19 protein-coding genes and 1 pseudogene are annotated in these 15,822 nt (G+C 67.9%); 8 read left to right on the forward strand and 12 right to left on the reverse strand.

Annotated features, from left to right (window positions below):
- From BDIM_RS18105 to BDIM_RS12900, 4 genes are all read right to left on the reverse strand, one after another.
- Positions 1-291: hypothetical protein (locus BDIM_RS18105; RefSeq protein WP_169312154.1), on the reverse strand; the 291-nt coding region annotated here is incomplete at its 3' end.
- A gap of 41 nt (positions 292-332) precedes the next feature.
- Positions 333-719 carry a VOC family protein gene (locus tag BDIM_RS12890; RefSeq protein ID WP_040346142.1) on the reverse strand — a complete coding sequence of 129 codons (387 nt, stop codon included), beginning with the start codon at positions 717-719 and terminating at the stop codon, positions 333-335.
- Between the two features lie 92 nt (positions 720-811).
- Positions 812-1,276: a GFA family protein gene (locus BDIM_RS12895; protein WP_040346145.1), complete on the reverse strand. Its 465-nt coding sequence runs from the start codon at positions 1,274-1,276 to the stop codon at positions 812-814.
- 16 nt (positions 1,277-1,292) lie between these two features.
- Entirely contained in the window at positions 1,293-2,399 is a 1,107-nt protein-coding gene (locus tag BDIM_RS12900; protein ID WP_003166043.1) for an S-(hydroxymethyl)glutathione dehydrogenase/class III alcohol dehydrogenase, read from the reverse strand.
- Positions 2,400-2,573: 174 nt separating this feature from the next.
- Here BDIM_RS12900 and BDIM_RS12905 point away from each other — a divergent pair, with 174 nt between their 5' ends.
- Both BDIM_RS12905 and BDIM_RS12910 read left to right on the forward strand, forming a co-directional pair.
- Complete coding sequence (locus BDIM_RS12905) at positions 2,574-3,461, forward strand: LysR family transcriptional regulator (protein WP_003166045.1); 888 nt, start codon at positions 2,574-2,576, stop codon at positions 3,459-3,461.
- Positions 3,458-4,159 carry an NAD-dependent deacylase gene (locus BDIM_RS12910; protein ID WP_003166046.1) on the forward strand — a complete coding sequence of 234 codons (702 nt, stop codon included), beginning with the start codon at positions 3,458-3,460 and terminating at the stop codon, positions 4,157-4,159. Before BDIM_RS12905 ends, BDIM_RS12910 begins: the two co-directional genes overlap by 4 nt.
- Here the strand turns inward: BDIM_RS12910 and BDIM_RS12915 are convergent.
- The 3 genes from BDIM_RS12915 to BDIM_RS12925 all read right to left on the reverse strand — a co-directional run bounded on the left by BDIM_RS12915 (position 4,156) and on the right by BDIM_RS12925 (position 6,459).
- Positions 4,156-4,479, reverse strand: coding sequence for a YnfA family protein (locus tag BDIM_RS12915; protein ID WP_003166047.1), 324 nt, complete (start codon positions 4,477-4,479; stop codon positions 4,156-4,158). The genes BDIM_RS12910 and BDIM_RS12915 overlap by 4 nt on opposite strands.
- Entirely contained in the window at positions 4,476-5,261 is a 786-nt protein-coding gene (locus BDIM_RS12920) for an RNA methyltransferase (protein WP_003166048.1), read from the reverse strand. Before BDIM_RS12920 ends, BDIM_RS12915 begins: the two co-directional genes overlap by 4 nt.
- 166 nt (positions 5,262-5,427) lie before the next feature.
- Positions 5,428-6,459 (reverse strand): phospholipase C/P1 nuclease family protein, encoded by a 1,032-nt coding sequence (locus tag BDIM_RS12925; protein WP_003166049.1) that lies wholly within the window; start codon positions 6,457-6,459, stop codon positions 5,428-5,430.
- A 394-nt stretch (positions 6,460-6,853) separates the two neighbouring features.
- On the opposite strand from BDIM_RS12925, the gene BDIM_RS12930 reads away from it, so the two are divergent.
- A complete protein-coding gene (locus tag BDIM_RS12930; protein WP_040346148.1) occupies positions 6,854-7,417 on the forward strand; it encodes a 3D domain-containing protein in 564 nt (187 codons plus the stop codon).
- A gap of 249 nt (positions 7,418-7,666) precedes the next feature.
- On the opposite strand, the gene BDIM_RS12935 is transcribed toward BDIM_RS12930, so the two are convergent.
- Complete coding sequence (locus BDIM_RS12935; RefSeq protein ID WP_003166052.1) at positions 7,667-7,987, reverse strand: Mpo1-like protein; 321 nt, start codon at positions 7,985-7,987, stop codon at positions 7,667-7,669.
- 64 nt (positions 7,988-8,051) lie between these two features.
- A complete protein-coding gene (locus tag BDIM_RS12940) occupies positions 8,052-10,058 on the reverse strand; it encodes a DEAD/DEAH box helicase (RefSeq protein ID WP_003166053.1) in 2,007 nt (668 codons plus the stop codon).
- A gap of 226 nt (positions 10,059-10,284) precedes the next feature.
- Here BDIM_RS12940 and BDIM_RS12945 point away from each other — a divergent pair, with 226 nt between their 5' ends.
- Positions 10,285-10,497, forward strand: a complete 213-nt coding sequence (locus tag BDIM_RS12945) for a hypothetical protein (protein ID WP_003166055.1) — start codon at positions 10,285-10,287, stop codon at positions 10,495-10,497.
- 10 nt (positions 10,498-10,507) lie between these two features.
- Here BDIM_RS12945 and BDIM_RS12950 read toward each other — a convergent pair whose 3' ends face one another.
- Positions 10,508-11,167 carry a winged helix-turn-helix transcriptional regulator gene (locus tag BDIM_RS12950; RefSeq protein ID WP_244911808.1) on the reverse strand — a complete coding sequence of 220 codons (660 nt, stop codon included), beginning with the start codon at positions 11,165-11,167 and terminating at the stop codon, positions 10,508-10,510.
- A 123-nt stretch (positions 11,168-11,290) separates the two neighbouring features.
- On the opposite strand from BDIM_RS12950, the gene BDIM_RS12955 reads away from it, so the two are divergent.
- From BDIM_RS12955 to BDIM_RS12970, 4 genes are all read left to right on the forward strand, one after another.
- Positions 11,291-11,734 (forward strand): VOC family protein, encoded by a 444-nt coding sequence (locus tag BDIM_RS12955; RefSeq protein ID WP_003166057.1) that lies wholly within the window; start codon positions 11,291-11,293, stop codon positions 11,732-11,734.
- Positions 11,735-11,737: 3 nt separating this feature from the next.
- Positions 11,738-12,214 carry an SRPBCC family protein gene (locus BDIM_RS12960; protein ID WP_003166058.1) on the forward strand — a complete coding sequence of 159 codons (477 nt, stop codon included), beginning with the start codon at positions 11,738-11,740 and terminating at the stop codon, positions 12,212-12,214.
- Positions 12,211-12,702, forward strand: coding sequence for a VOC family protein (locus BDIM_RS12965; protein ID WP_003166059.1), 492 nt, complete (start codon positions 12,211-12,213; stop codon positions 12,700-12,702). The genes BDIM_RS12960 and BDIM_RS12965 overlap by 4 nt, the downstream gene beginning before the upstream one ends.
- Before the next feature lie 136 nt (positions 12,703-12,838).
- A complete protein-coding gene (locus BDIM_RS12970; RefSeq protein ID WP_003166060.1) occupies positions 12,839-13,192 on the forward strand; it encodes a DUF1428 domain-containing protein in 354 nt (117 codons plus the stop codon).
- A gap of 100 nt (positions 13,193-13,292) precedes the next feature.
- Here BDIM_RS12970 and rpoD read toward each other — a convergent pair whose 3' ends face one another.
- Positions 13,293-15,215 carry an RNA polymerase sigma factor RpoD gene (rpoD, locus tag BDIM_RS12975; protein WP_003166061.1) on the reverse strand — a complete coding sequence of 641 codons (1,923 nt, stop codon included), beginning with the start codon at positions 15,213-15,215 and terminating at the stop codon, positions 13,293-13,295.
- 74 nt (positions 15,216-15,289) lie between these two features.
- Positions 15,290-15,822: pseudogene (locus BDIM_RS12980) on the reverse strand (DNA primase); the annotation flags it as partial.

The following is a 15,822-nucleotide window of genomic DNA, read 5'->3' on the forward strand; positions in this document are numbered from 1 at the left end:
CTCGCCGGTGACGACCCAGGCTCTGGACCGCTCGCCCGGCTTGACCATCAGCAGCATCATGCCCGAAGCGCCCGGCTGTATCGGCTGAGCCTCGGCGGCGTCGGCGACCGCCTCGTCGACAGCGGCCAGATAGGGGGACAGGTCGGCGACCGCGACCCGCTCCTTCATCACCCGATCCGGCAGATACAGCACCACCTTCTTGCGGACCCAGGCCTGCGCCGACGCCTCCGCGGGGGCGGGCGCCTCGCCCTGACTGCAGGCGGCGAGCGCCCCGACGGCCGCAACCGCCATGATCGACGCAACCGCCGCCTTCGCCTTCATCGCCTCAACCCTCAGCCTGGCCGGTGAACGGCGCAGATCTTATTGCCCGACGGATCGCGCAGATAGGCCAGGTGCACCACGCCGAAAGGCGTACTGCGCGGCCCAGCCGGATCTTCGATCGCCACGCCGCCCGCCGCGACCCCGGCCTCGGCGAAGGCCACGACCGCCTCCGGCGTAGACGCCGCGAAGCCGATGGTGCCGCCGTTGGCGTGGCAAGCCGCCTGGCCGTCGCGCGGACGGACCACGCCCAGCATTCCGCGCGGCGTCATGTACCAGACCCCCGGCATCGGCACGTCGCTGGGCGCGCCCGCCTGATGGCCCAGGGCGCCCAGAACGGCGTCATAGAATTTGTGCGAGGCTTCGAGGTCGTTGGCCCCGACAGTGACGTGTGTAAACATGGTGATCCTCCCAGATCCGCCCGATCATCGCGCCGGGCGCGGCAAGCTAAGCCGACAAAGTTTCGTTTGGCAACGAACTTTGCTGCACCTGCTCAGTCGGGCCGCGCGCCCTGGCGGGCGTAGGCGCCCATCAACTCGGCGTAATCCTCAGGCGGCGGGAATTCCGGATAGCCGACCTTGGCTCCCGATTGAGCGCCGGGCAGACGCTCCGTCGTCCAGGTGTCGGCATAGGGAACGACCCACGCCCCGTCGTCCAGCAGGCTGGGCCTCAGGTTGACGAACTGCCCCCCGGCGATGCCGCGCGTGAACAGCCAGGTCTTGCATGACGGACAGAAGTGATGCTCCGGCACGGGATTGTGCAGGCCGCCGATCTCCGTCTCGCCCTCGACCGTCAGCCCCTCGCTGGGCAGCATCAGGCTCAGGGAATAGGCGCCGCCCGTCAGCTTCTGACAGGCGCGGCAATGACAGGCCGCCGCAAAGACCGGGGCCTGGGCGACCTGAACTTTCACCTGCCCGCAGAGGCAGGCCCCCGTCCACGGCAGTTTCCAGTCGCCCATGGCTGAATCCCTCTCGTTAGAAGACGATGACCGAACGAATGCTCTTGCCTTCATGCATCAAATCGAAGGCCTCGTTAATCCGCTCCAGCGGCAGGGTGTGGGTGATCATCGGGTCGATCTCGATCTTGCCGTCCATGTACCAGTCGACGATCTTGGGCGTGTCGGTGCGGCCGCGCGCGCCGCCGAAGGCCGAGCCCTTCCAGACGCGGCCCGTGACCAGCTGGAACGGACGGGTGGCGATCTCCTTGCCCGCCTCGGCCACGCCGATGATGACGCTCTCGCCCCAGCCGCGGTGGCAGGCTTCGAGCGCCTGACGCATGACCACGGTGTTGCCGGTGCAGTCGAAGGTGTAGTCGGCGCCGCCCCCGGTCAGCTCGACCAGATGGGCCACCACGTCCGACACATCCTTCGGATTGACGAAGTGGGTCATGCCGAAGCGACGGCCCCACTCCTCCTTGTCGCCGTTGATGTCGACGCCGATGATCATGTCGGCCCCGACCATCTTCAGCCCCTGGATGACGTTCAGACCGATGCCGCCCAGGCCGAAGACCACGGCGTTGGCGCCCGGCTCGACCTTGGCCGTGTTGACCACCGCGCCCACCCCCGTCGTCACGCCGCAGCCCACGTAGCAGGCCTTGTCGAAGGGCGCGTCCTTGCGGATCTTGGCCACCGCGATCTCGGGCAGGACCGTGTAGTTCGAGAAGGTCGAGCAGCCCATGTAGTGGTGGATGGTCTGGCCCTTGTAGGAAAAGCGCGAGGTGCCGTCCGGCATCAGCCCCTTGCCCTGCGTGCCCCGGATCGAGGTGCACAGGTTGGTCTTGCGGCTCAGGCACGACTTACACTGGCGGCATTCCGGCGTGTACAGCGGGATGACGTGGTCGCCGACGGCCAGCGAAGTCACGCCCGGCCCCACCTCGACCACTACGCCCGCGCCCTCATGGCCCAGGATCGAGGGGAAGAGGCCCTCGCTATCCAGACCGTCCAGCGTATAGGCGTCGGTGTGGCACACGCCCGTCGCCTTGATCTCGATCAGCACCTCGCCCGCGCGCGGCCCCTCCAGATCGACCTCGACGATCTCAAGCGGGCGTTTGGCTTCGAACGCGACGGCGGCGCGGGTTTTCATGGGTCTTAGTCCTTCGGACGCCCCTAACGCTCGCGACGCGGTCGCTCGCTGCTTCAGGGGCATGAGGTGGGCGGGTGATTTGGCGACCTTACTACGCCCGTTCCAGCTGGGTCGAAACGGCGACAACCGCAAAACATTATTGCTGTTAAGCAATAATCCTGATCCAACGTCCCCATGAGCCGCTGGGACGGGATCGACGAATTCACCGCTGTCGCCGAACAGGCCAGCTTCTCGGCCGCCGCCCGGCGCCTTAGCCTGTCGACCTCGGCCGTCAGCCGCGAGATCGCCCGGCTGGAGGATCGCCTTCAAACGCGCCTGCTCCACCGCACCACCCGCCGGGTCGAACTGACCGACGCAGGCCGCGACTTCCTTTCGCGCTGCCGCCGCCTGATCGACGAACGCGACGAGGCCCTGGCCGCCGTCCAGCCGGACGATCAGGCCCCGCGCGGCCTGCTGCGCATGACCTGTTCCGTCTCTTATGGCGAGCGCTTCATCGCCCCCGCCGTCAACGCCTTCGCGCGCCAGAACCCGGAGCTGAGGATCGAGCTGGATCTCGACAATCGCCTGCGCGATCTGGTCGGCGACGGCTATGATCTGGCGGTGCGGTTCGGCCATCTGACCCACTCCCGCCTGATGGCGCGGCGGCTGGCCTCGCGAAGGTTGATCCTGTGCGCCAGCCCCGACTATCTGGCCCGCCGCGGCGCCCCGCGCGACCTGTCCGAGATCCCCAGCCACGACGGCCTGATCGGCTCGGCCGAACACTGGCGCTTCACCGAGGCGGGGCGCGAGGTCAGCCTTCGCCCCAGCGGCCGCTGGCGCTGCAACTCCGGCGCGGCGGTGCTGGACGCCGCCCTGCAGGGCCTCGGCCTGTGCCAACTGCCCGACTTCTACGTCGCCGAGGGGCTGGCCAGCGGCGCCCTCGTCTCCCTGCTGGACGAGGCCCGCCCGCCCGACGAAGGCGTCTGGGCCGTCCACCCCCACCCCCGCCACGTCCCGCCCAAGGTCCGCGCCATGATCGACTGGCTGCACGACCGACTGTCCACACAGAGGAGCCCCGCATGAACCTCGTCATCCTGACCGGCGCCGGCGTCTCGGCTGAGAGCGGGGTGCCCACCTTCCGCGCCTCGGACGGCCTGTGGGAGGGGCATCGCGTCGAGGCCGTCGCCACGCCCGAGGGCTTCGCCGCCGACCCGGCCCTGGTGCAGGACTTCTACAACCAACGACGACGCCAACTGGCCGGCGTCCAACCCAACGCCGCGCACCGGGCGCTGGCCGATCTGGCGGCGCGATGGACGAGCGATTTCCTGCTTGTGACGCAGAACGTCGACGATCTGCACGACCGGGCGCACATGGACACGCCGCCCGCGCCGGGCTTCGAGCTGATCCACATGCACGGCGAGCTGAAGAAGGCGCGCTGCACCGCCTCGGGCATCGTCTGCGACTGGCATGAAGACCTGGAGGCTAGCCACGCCTCGCCCCATCACCCGCGCGGGCGTCTGCGCCCGCACATCGTCTGGTTCGGCGAAATCCCGCTGGAGATGGAACGGATCGAGGCGGCGCTGGCGCGATGCGACCTGTTCGTCTCCATCGGCACCTCGGGCGCGGTCTATCCGGCGGCGGGCTTCGTCCAACTGGCGCGCATGGCCGGGGCGCGGACGGTCGAGATCAATCTGGAGCCGACGCAGGGCGCGGGCCTGTTCGACGAAGGCGTCTACGGCCCCGCCAGCGAGACCGTGCCCGCCTTCTTCGGCGCGCTTTAGGCCCTCCGCCCGAACAGGATGATCGCCGCGCCGATCAGGCAGACCGCGCCGCCGATGACGTCCCAGCGGTCCGGCGTCGTCTTCTCGACCAGCGCCATCCACGCCAGCGACGCCACGATATAGACCCCGCCATAGGCCGCGAACGCCCGCCCCGCCGTCTCGGCCGGAACCATGGTCAGCAGCCACGCAAAGGCGATGAGGCACAATACGCCCGGCGCCAGCCACCACGGCGAGCGATCCAGCTTCAGCCAGGCCCAGAAGGCGAAACAGCCGCCGATCTCAGCGAGGGCCGCGAGGGGATAGACAAGGACGAGTTTCACTTATCCTTCTTCGCCGCCTCCGCCCTTTCCGCCGCCAGCTTCGCCAGCACCCGGCCGCGCCCCTTGGCCAGGGCGTGGATGGCGCCGCGCATGGTGGCGACCTCCTGTTCGGTGAAGGCGGCGCGGCCCAGCATGACGCGCAGGTTCTGGCTCATCGAGCGCCTCTTCTCGGGCGGATAGAAGAAGCCGCCGTTGTCCAGCTCCGCCTCCAGATGTTCGTACATGCCCAGCAAGAGGTCGTTCGACGCGGGCGGCTCGCCCTCGCGGAAGCGCGGCGGCGGGGCGTCGAGGATCAGGGTGCGCCACTCATAGGCGTTGATCGCCACCGCCTGCGCCAGGTTCAGCGAATGGTGCTTGGGGTCGATCGGAATGGTGGTGATCCCGGCGCACAGGGCGATGTCGCCGGTCTCCAGCCCCGCCCGTTCGCCGCCGAACAGCAGGCCGGTCTTCAGCCCCGAGGCCGTGTCGTCATACAGGATGCGCGCGCTCTCACGCGGGGTGCGAACCGGCTGGCGCGTCTCGCGCGGGCGGGCGGTGGTGGCGAAGACGGTGTTCAGGTCGGCGATAGCCTCGGCCACGCTGTCAAACACCTTGACCCCGTCCAGCACCCAGTCGGCGCCGGACGCCGTGGCCCAGGCGCGGTCCTGAGGCCAGCCGTCGCGCGGGCTGACCAGCCGCAGCTCCGACAGGCCGAAATTGGCCATGACGCGAGCGACCGCGCCGATGTTGTCGGCCATCTGCGACTTGTCGAGGACGACGACGGGAGGGGTGAGTTCAGTCATGGGCGCTCAATAGTCCTTCTCCCCTTGTGGGAGAAGGTGGCAGTCCTCGGGCTTGTCCCGAGGGCTGACGGATGAGGGGTCTCGCCTCCCCATCCGTCAAAGCCCGAGAAACCCCTCATCCGAGCCCTTCGGGCCCGCCTTCTCCCGCAAGGGGAGAAGGAACAGGTCAGTCCTCGCCGACCATCGAGGTCCACGGGTCGACGCGGCCCGCCTCGACCTCGGCGACCTTCACCGCCGGCCAGCCGATGCTGCTGTTCGCCGACACGCGCCAGGCGGCCGACACGAAGTCGCGCAGCTCCGACGCCCCGGCCGCCAGACGCTCATTGACGAAGACCGCGCCGCGCGGGTCCGTGTCCTTGAACGCGCCCGCCTTCTCCATCCGATAGAAGGGGATGACGGTCGTCAGGGTGGCGTTCAGATGCGAGGCCGTGCGGGCGCGCAGGTCGAAGCCTTCGACGTTCATGGGCGCCATGGCCGCCTCGACCGCATCCAGACGCAGGGTCCGGCTGGTGAAGGCGCCCTCGAAATCGCCGTGGGTGCGGCGCGACTTGGTGAAGCCCTCAGGATTGGTCTCGCCCGCCCAGCCGTTGAAATGGATGGTCGTGTGGTGCGGCTGGGACGCATCGCCGACGAAGTGGCTCAGCACCCCGATGTCGCGCAGGATCAGCTGCTCGCGGCGTTCGCGGTCGGCGCGATACCAGGCCTGTTTGGCCAGGTCCGGCTCGCGCGCCTCGGCGGCGGTCAGCACGCGCCAATAGGCGAAGTCGCGCTCCAGATTCTGCCAGGCGTCCATGATGGCGTAGGGCAGGTATCCCGCCTTATCCACGTCCAGACCCGCGCGGATCAAGGCGGCGTCGTATTCCGATTTCAGGCGCGGCAGGTCGGCCATGGTCATGCCGCGCGCATCCATCACCCGGCCCTGATCGTCCATGTCGACGAAGTGGGCGGTGTCGCGTTCGCGGTCGTGCGGCTGGCCCGCGCCCTTCCAGCGGTCGGGCTCGCGCGAATATTCGCCGACGTCAGACGCGGCCCCGGCCGTGCGCAGGAAGGCGGGCAGATCGCCCGGCAGGGCCCGCATGGCCGCCACGCCGATCACCCGGTGGCCCGAACTGCCCCAGGCCTCGACCTGAACGGCGGGCGCTGCGACCAACACCAGGGCCGCGGCGGAAATCATCAGGCGTTTGACTTGTCGGTTCATGAGACGGCGCCGTTGGAAATTTCAGAAAGGGAAACGACGGCTTATCCCATTCCCCCGCACCGCTCCACCCGCCGCTCACGACCGCAGCAGCGCCGATCACGCCGCCGTTATCTTGGCGTCGGCGCCAGCTTTTCTTGCCAATAAAGTGTTAGCGCCCGCGATCAAGTCGTTAACGGCGGAGACGGCTACGACAGTATAGAACTTAAAATCGATCAATACTTATACTCTATAGTCACAATAGCCTGACGCCGGAAGGCGATAGACTGGCCCCATTTGCGCCTTATCCACTACCGATACAGCGACTGATCTCATTCGCCGCAATTGCGCCGCAATTCGTCGTCAGAAACCGCCCTGCCGGAGCGTGTCGGGACCGGTGCTGCATGAAGTTTGATCGATGTTGAGCACGGCCGCCGCGCTTGCCATGTTGTGGACCATGGCCTTCTCCGGGTCCGGAGAGCCTGTTCCTTACGAAACGGCCGTCGCCCGCGACGCCGCTGTCGTAGAAGCCGCCGCGACGGCCCCCGGTTCCATCGACTCCGCCGAAACGGCGGACCTGTCGGCCGAACAGCTCGAGCTGATGGCCGGCGATCCCGATTGGCGCGCCTCGGCCCGCCTCTATCACGCCGGCGGCGGCGGAGCGACCGGCAACGATTCCCTGGGCTGCCGCCCGATTCCGATGCGCACGGTCGCGGTCGACCCGCGCGTCATCCCGCGCCGCACCAAGCTGTTCATCCGCGAGACGGTCGGCCTGCAGATGGCCGACGGCACGGTGCACGACGGCTACTGGTACGCCTCCGACACCGGCGGCGCGATCAAGGGCGCCAAGATCGACCTCTACACCGGCCACGGCCGCGCCTCGATGCGCCCGGCCATGAGCCTGAACATGAAGACCCTGACCATCGCTGACGCAGGCGATTTCGACGGCTGCCCCCCGGCGTGGGAGACCGCCTCGAACTGAGGCCTTTCAGCCTGACGACAAAAAGGGCGGCCGGTTCGATCCGGCCGCCCTTTTTCGTTCTCCTCCCTACGCAGTGGGGAGGTGGCGCGGCGCCGACGGCGACGTGACGGAGGGGCTGCTTGGTTCCGCGACCTAAAACCTGACCGCCTGCACAGGGCTCGCCGTCCCGGCCCCTCCACCGCTTGGCTGCTCCGCGCCGCCCTTCGGGTCGCGGTCCCCCTCCCCATTGCATGGGGAGGAAAGCGTCAGTCAGAACTTCCGCTTGCCGCTGACCGTCTCGAAGAACAGGCGGAAATCGCCCATCAGGCTCCACAGCGGATATTTGAACGTCGCGGGCCGGTTCTTCTCGAAGAAGAAATGCCCCGCCCAGGCGAAGCCGTAGCCGACCAGCGGCATGGCCAGCAGCCACCAGGGATTCAGGGTGAAGCAGAAGGCCCCGAAGGCCGCGATCACCAGCCCCGTCCCGACCACATGGATGCGGCGGCACGTCAGGTTAGAGTGCTCATGGATGTAATAGGGATAGAAGGCCTCGAACGAGGCGTACCGCCCTTGGGGTTGCTCGATGCTCATGACCCCAGCCTGCCCCCGGATCGCGCCGGGAGCAAGTCAAAGACCATCGATCAGGGATCAGCGATCAGTCGAAACGCTTGCCCGCCTTCTTCGGCCCCTTGGCGAAAGGCTTGCCGCCGCCCTTGAAGTCCGGCTTGCCCTTGAAGCCCGCCTTGGGCGTGAAGGGCTTCTTGTCGCCCTTGTCCTTGAAGCCCGGCTTCTTGTTGAAACCGCCCTCGCCCGGCGCCGCATCGGTGCGCGGCGCATAGGGCTTCTTCTTGAAGGGACGCTCGCCATCCGCGCTGCGGCCCGCGTCGCCGTCCGGGTTCCACGGCTTCTTCTTGAACGGGGGGCGGCCCTGGCCGTCCTCGTCGCGACGGAAGGGCTTCTTGGCGTAGGGGCGGGCCTCGCCGTCGCGCTCGAAATTGCGGTTGCGGGCGCCCTTCATCGAACCGGGCGTCGGCGCCTCGGACGGGGTGATGCGCGCCTCTTCCTTGCTCTGGGCCGCCGCGGCGCGGAAGGCGTCGGCATGGGTCAAGGCGACCTCGAAGCGCGTCTCTTCGGGGAAGGTGCGGATCGAGCCGATCTGCTGCTTGGTGATGCCCCCGATGCGGCAGATCAGCGGAATCAGCCACTTGGGATCGGCGTTGCGGTTGCGGCCGATGTCCAGGCGGAACCAGCTGACCTCGTCCGGCTGCAGCCGATCGCCCGGCCAGGGCGCGGGGGCGTAGGCGTCGCCGCCCGCCGCATCGCGATCCTTGCGCGGCTTGCGCTGCGGGCCCTCGCCCGGATCGGTCAGGTCTTCCGGCGCGGGCAGGTTCTTGCGCAGCAGCACCAACAGGGCGCGGGCCAGATCGTCCGGCGTGCGCTCCTTGACCAGCTTTTCGACCAGACCGGCGTCCTCGTCCGCGCCTTCCTCGGCGAAGACGGGGGCGGCCAGCAGGCGCTGCTCGTCCTGGGCGCGGATTTCATCGGCGGTCGGGGCGCCCGACCAGACGGCCTCGACCCCGGCCGAGCCCAGCAGCATCTCGGCCTTGCGGCGGCGGCTGTGCGGGACCAGCAGGACCGAGATCCCCTTCTTGCCCGCGCGGCCGGTGCGGCCCGAACGGTGCAGCATGGTCGCCTTGTTGATCGGCAGTTCGGCGTGGATCACCAAGCCCAGATCGGGCAGGTCCAGACCGCGCGCGGCCACGTCGGTGGCGACGCAGACGCGGGCGCGGCGATCGCGCAGCGCCTGCAGCGCCTCATTGCGCTCGCGCTGGCCCATCTCGCCCGACAGGGCGACCGAGGCGAAGCCGCGCTCGACCAGCGAGGCCTGAAGATGGCGCACCGAATCCCGCGTCGAGCAGAAGACCAGCACCCCCGGCGCCTCGAAATAGCGCAGGACGTTGACCACGGCGCGCTCGATCTCATTCGGGGCGATGCGCAGGGCGCGGTATTCGATGTCGTTGTGCGGCTGGCTGCGGTCGACGGTGTCGATGCGCACCGCGTCCTTCTGATAGCGCTTGGCCATGATCGCGATGTCGCGGGCGATGGTGGCCGAGAACAGCAGGGTGCGGCGCTCTTCCGGCGCCTGGTCGAGGATGTATTCCAGATCCTCGCGGAAGCCCATGTCCAGCATTTCGTCGGCTTCATCCAGCACGACGACGCGGGCGGCCGACAGGTCCAGCGCCCCGCGATCGATATGGTCCTTCAGGCGGCCCGGCGTGCCGACGACGACGTGAGCGCCGTAGTTCAGGGCGCGGGCTTCCTTGCGGGCGTCCATGCCGCCGACGCAGGTGACGATCTTGGCGCCCGCCTCGGCGTACAGCCATTCCAGCTCCGCCGCGACCTGCAGCGCCAGTTCACGCGTCGGGGCGATGGCCAGCATCAGCGGCGTGTCCGGCTGACCGAACCGTTCGTCCTCGCCCAGCAGGGTCGGCGCCGCCGCCAGACCGAAGGCCACCGTCTTGCCCGATCCGGTCTGGGCCGAAACCAGCAGGTCCGCCTCGCCATGGCCTTCCAGCACGGCCGCCTGGACCGGCGTGGGCTCGGCATAGCCCTTGTTCAGCAGGGCGCGGTCAAGCGCGGGATGGATCGCGGGAAAGGGCATGAAAGGCCTGGAGTTCAGATGCGAGGCGACCGTCAAACGGCCGCGCCCGGCGAGGCGTCGCAGCCTGCCGGGCGTCGGGGAAGGCGCTCCCTATACACGAATAAGGGCCGGGGTGGGGCCGAATCGCACAAAAACGACCGCCGTTCACCACGTCCGTTGATCGGGCGTTGACCACGCAGGGGCGATGCTGGCCGGGTTCAGACCTCCGTCCGCCGAAGGATCATCCATGATCTCGCCGCTCAGCACCGCCGCCGCCGGGATGCAGGCCGCCTCGGCCCGGCTGGAGGACAGCGCCCGCCGCGTCGCCACAGGCCGGATGGACGACTACGCCGTCGAGGCGGTCGAGCAGATCCGCGCCAAGAGCGAGTTCTCGGCCAACGCCGCCGTCGCCCGCACGGCGGATGAGATGACGGGAACCCTGCTGGATATCCTGGTCTAGGCCCTAGCCGTTACCCCGCCTTGTCCGGCAGGTGGAAGAAGTCGACGAACCGCGCGAACGTCGCCCTGTCACCCTCGATCGTCATCGCCCCCTCGCCTTCCAGCGCCGCAAGCGGAACCTTGCCGTAGACGGCGGCGGCCACGACCTGGGCCGGCGCGCGCACCACGACGTCGCAGCCCTCGACCTCGCCGCGCATGGCGTCGATGACGCCGCCCGTCACGCTGACGACCATCCGGTCCTCGCCCAGAACAAAGCCCAACCGCATCTCGGCGCCCTGCGCGCGGGAGGGATCGAACATGGTCTTGAACGACTGCATGATGGAGACGGCGCTGATCGGCAGGGTCGGGTCGTGCTGGGGCGAGCGCGCGGCCCAGCGGCCCAGCACCATGAAGACCGGCTCGATCTCATAGCCCCAGTCGGTCAGCTCATAGACCTGGACCGAGGCGGGCGGCGGCAGCTTGCGGCGGCGGACGACGCCCGAAACCTCCAGCCCCTCCAGCCTCTGGGTCAGCACATTGGCCGACAGGCCGCACAGATCTTTTCGCAGGTCGCTGAAACGGCGCGGCCCCATCATGAGTTCTCTGATGACCAGCAAGGCCCATCGCTCGCCCACCAGGTCCAGCCCGTGCGCCGCTCCGCAGGCGTCGTGATAGCGCCGGGATCGGGACAAGGGCTCAGTAGTTACTTTTTCTAACTTCATAGTTGACTAACATAACATCGAGGCGCAGAAATCGCCACACCATAGGGTAGGCCGTCCGGGGAGGGAGGGCCGCGCAGAGGGAGGAACCCGCCGATGCCCAAGCTGATCTTCGTCAACCTGCCGGTCGCCGACCTGCCGCGCTCCGTCGCCTTCTATGAGGCGGTGGGGGCCAGCAAGAACCCTATGTTCTCGGACGAGACGGCGGCCTGCATGGTCTTTTCCGACACCATCCACGCCATGCTGCTGACGCATGAGAAGTGGGCGACCTTCACCGACCGCGCCATTCCGGACGCGAAGAAGACGGCCCAGGTGCTGATCTGCGTGTCGGAGGACAGCCGCGAGGGCGTCGACGCCGTGGTCGATCGCGCCGCCGCCGCCGGCGGCCAGGCCGATCCCAACGCCAGACAGGACTACGGCTTCATGTACGGCCGCAGCTACGCCGATCCCGACGGCCACATCTGGGAGGTCATGTGGATGGACCCGGAAGCCGCCGCCCAGGGGCCGGAAGCCTTCGCCTCCCAGGTCGGCGGGGGTTGAGCCATGAGCGACCTCTACGAACTCAGCGTCAGCCGCTTCATCAAGGCCTCGCCCGAGACGGTGTGGCGGGCCTGGACCCGGCACGCGACCGAATGGTTCACCCCGCGCCCGTGGAGCACGGTGTCGGTCGACCATGACCTGCGCCCCGGCGGCCGCGCCGATGTCGTCATGCAGTCGCCTGAGGGCGAGCGGCATGAGTATCGCGGCGTGGTGCTGGAGGTGGAGCCGGGCCGCCGCCTGGTGACGACCGGCGCCTTCACCGAGGGCTGGATTCCGCAGCCGGGCGAGATGAACTTCGTCCGCATCGACACCTTCGAGCCCGAAGGCGACGGCACGCGCTACACCGCCCGCGCCCGCCACTGGGACGAAAAGGCCATGCAGACCCACCGCGACATGGGTTTCGAGCCCGGCTGGGGCGCCGCCGCCGACCAACTGGCCCAGGTCGCTGAAACCCTGAGCCCTCAGGAGAGCGCGCCATGAGCGACAAGATCATTCCCTGTATCTGGTACGACCTCGGCCAGGCGAAGAAGGCGGCCGAGTTCTACGTCTCGCTGGGCCTGCCCGACAGCCGCATCGAGCGCGTCGTCGCCAGCCCCGCCGACAATCCGTCCAGCCCCGAAGGGTCCGAACTGGTGGTCGAGTTCACCCTGGCCGGGCGCCGCTACGTCGGCCTGAACGGCGGTCCGAACTTCCCCCAAACCGAGGCCGTGTCGTTCATGATCATGACCGACGACCAGGCCGAGACCGACCGCCTGTGGGACGCCATCGTCGGAAACGGCGGGGCCGAAAGCGCCTGCGGCTGGTGCAAGGACCGCTGGGGCGTGAACTGGCAGATCACCCCGCGCCGCCTGATGGCCTTCTACGACGATCCTGACCCGGCCCGCGCCAAGGCCGCCTTCGAGGCGATGATGACAATGCACAAGATCGACATCGCCGCCATCGAGGCCGCTGCTGACAGGATCGGGTAGGCCAAGAAGCTAAGCCGTTCGATCTGTCGCATTCGACCAAGACGACGACCCCGCCCGCCCCGACGATCCGCCTGCCTTCAAACAGCGAGCCGCCGCGCGGCGAGCGATTGGGGCCAACCTCCGAAGGAGAACCAAGATGAGCTACATCACCGGCTTCCTGACCCCCGTGAAGACCGAAAACAAGGACCGCTACATCGAGTCCGCCCGCGTCGCCTGGCCGCTGTTCAAGGGCTACGGCGCCTTGGCCCATGTCGAGAACTGGGGCGTGGACGTGCCCGACGGCAAGGTCACCAGCTTTCCCATGTCGGTGAAGCTGGAGGACGGCGAGGTCGTCGTCTTCTCCTGGCTGATCTGGCCCGACAAGAAGACCGCCGACGACGCCTGGGCCAAGATGCAGGACGACCCCGCCATGGCGAACATGGACATGCCCTTCGACGGCAAGCGCATGATGTGGGGCGGCTTCGAAACCGTCTTCGACGAGAAGCAGTAAAACCTCGCCCAAGGCCCTCCCCCTCGATGCGGGAGGGAGACCGCGTCAATAAAAAAGGGCGGCCCCGTCGGAGCCGCCCTTTTCCAATCATTTTCCCGGATCAGCTGTCCAGGAAGCTCCGCAGCTTCCGCGACCGCGAGGGGTGCTTCAGCTTGCGCAGGGCCTTGGCCTCGATCTGACGGATGCGTTCGCGCGTGACCGAGAACTGCTGGCCGACCTCTTCCAGGGTGTGGTCGGTGTTCATGCCGATGCCGAAGCGCATCCGCAGGACGCGCTCTTCGCGCGGGGTCAGCGAAGCCAGCACGCGGGTCGTCGTCTCGCGCAGGTTCGACTGGATGGCGGCGTCGATCGGCAGGACGGCGTTCTTGTCCTCGATGAAGTCGCCCAGGTGGCTGTCTTCCTCGTCGCCGATCGGGGTTTCCAGCGAGATCGGCTCCTTGGCGATCTTCAGCACCTTGCGGACCTTCTCCAGCGGCATGGCCAGGCGTTCGGCCAGCTCTTCCGGGGTCGCCTCGCGGCCGATCTCGTGCAGCATCTGGCGCTGGGTGCGGACGATCTTGTTGATCGTCTCGATCATGTGCACCGGAATGCGGATGGTGCGCGCCTGGTCGGCGATCGAGCGGGTGATCGCCTGACGGATCCACCAGGTGGCGTAGGTCGAGAACTTGTAGCCGCGACGGTACTCGAACTTGTCGACCGCCTTCATCAGGCCGATGTTGCCTTCCTGGATCAGGTCCAGGAACTGCAGGCCGCGGTTGGTGTATTTCTTGGCGATGGAGATCACGAGGCGCAGGTTGGCCTCGACCATTTCCTTCTTGGCCTGACGGGCCTCGCGCTCGCCCTTCTGCACCATCTGGACGATGCGGCGATAGTCGTCGATCGGCACGCCCGCCTCGGTGGCGACAGCGGCGATCTGGGTGCGGATCGTGTCGATCTGGGCGGCTTCATTCTCGCTGAACTTGGTCCAGCGGACGCCCATCTCCTTGATGCGCTCGGCCCAGGTCGGGTCCATCTCCGAGCCGAAATAGGCCTTGAGGAACTCGGGCCGCGAAATGCCGTAGCCGTCGGCCAGACGCAGCAGGCGGCCTTCCTGGCCGATCAGGCGCTTGTTGATGGCGTACAGCTGTTCGACCAGCGCCTCGATGCGGGCGTTGTTCAGCTTCATCGTCTTCAGGCGGTCCGAGATGGACGCCGTCAGAGCCTCATAGGTCTTCTGGTCCTTGGCGGTCAGGACTTCGCCCTTCAGGCGCGCCTCGACCAGCTTGTCCTGCAGCTTGCGGAACTCGCCGAAGTCGACGGCGATGGCGTCCAGCACCTCCATGACGCCGTCGCGCAGTTCGGCCTCCAGGGCCGAGATCGACATGGCGCCGCCGTCGTCGAAGTCCTCGTCGTCGTCCTCTTCGCCGTCGCCGTCCGGCTCGCCGGTCGGCTGGGCCGGGGCGGGCTGGTTGTGCGGCAGGGACGAGGGATTCAGGATGCCGTAGGTGGCGTCCAGGTCGATCACTTCGCGCAGCAGGATGCGGTTGTTGGCCAGCTCCTCGCGCCAGACCATGATGGCCTCGAAGGTCAGGGCGCTTTCGCACAGGCCCGAGATCATGGCGTCACGGCCGGCCTCGATGCGCTTGGCGATGGCGATTTCGCCCTCGCGGCTCAGCAGCTCGACCGTGCCCATTTCGCGCAGATACATCCGCACCGGGTCGTCGGTGCGGTCATAGGCGGCCTTGGCCGGAGCTTCGGCGACCGAGGTCTCGGCGGCGGCGGCCACGTCGGTGCCGGTCGCCTCGGCGGCGTCCTCTTCGGCTTCGACGACGTTGACGCCCATCTCCGACAGCATGGCCAGGATGTCTTCGATCTGGTCCGGCGTGACTTCTTCGGACGGCAGAACCTTGTTCAGCTCCTCCATCGTCACATAGCCGCGCGTCTTCGCCTGGCGGATGAATTTCTTCACCCCGGCGTCGGTGAGATCGAGCAGGGGCCCGTCGGCGTTGGTTTCGGCGTCCTGCGTCTCGGTCTGCGCGCTCATTCAGTCTGTCTCCACGGCCACGGAGGGTGATCAGGCCCCTGCGGCGAAAATACAACGCCCGACGACTTCGTTGGTTACGAAGAAGCCGCGTCTTCCCAAATCGTTCCGGTCTTGATGGCTCGCCGCAAAGCATCGCGCTCAGCCTTCACCAGGGCGAAAGCTGAGTTATCGAAGGCCCGATGAGCCTCCGACTTCGCTGAAGCCAGCGCCTCGTCCAACGCCGCTGCGCGGGTCAGAGCGTCGAACGCTTGCGACCACCGGATCCTCGCCTCGCCGAGGGGCTTGTCTGCAGCCAGGAATGGCGCGCCGGACTTCGCCGCCGCCTTCTCGACCTCGTGCATCAAGGCATCATGACCCGATTGGGCCAGATGGCGGCGCAGGGCGGCGGAGTCAAGGGTCCGGCCCGAGAAACGCAGTCGAACCAGCTCCTGGGCCAGCCCGTCCAGGGCCGGATCGCCGAAGCCGTAGCGCGCCACCGCCTCCATGTGATCGTCCAGCCGCTCCGGGTCGTCGATGGCGCCGTGGGCCAGGGCGGCGGCGATCGGCTCGACCGATCGGAACAGGGCCTGCATGGCCTGCGCCCCCTCCACCGTCTGCCCCTGCAGGG

Origin of the sequence: Brevundimonas diminuta ATCC 11568, from assembly GCF_000204035.1 — a bacterium.
Taxonomy (GTDB): domain Bacteria; phylum Pseudomonadota; class Alphaproteobacteria; order Caulobacterales; family Caulobacteraceae; genus Brevundimonas; species Brevundimonas diminuta.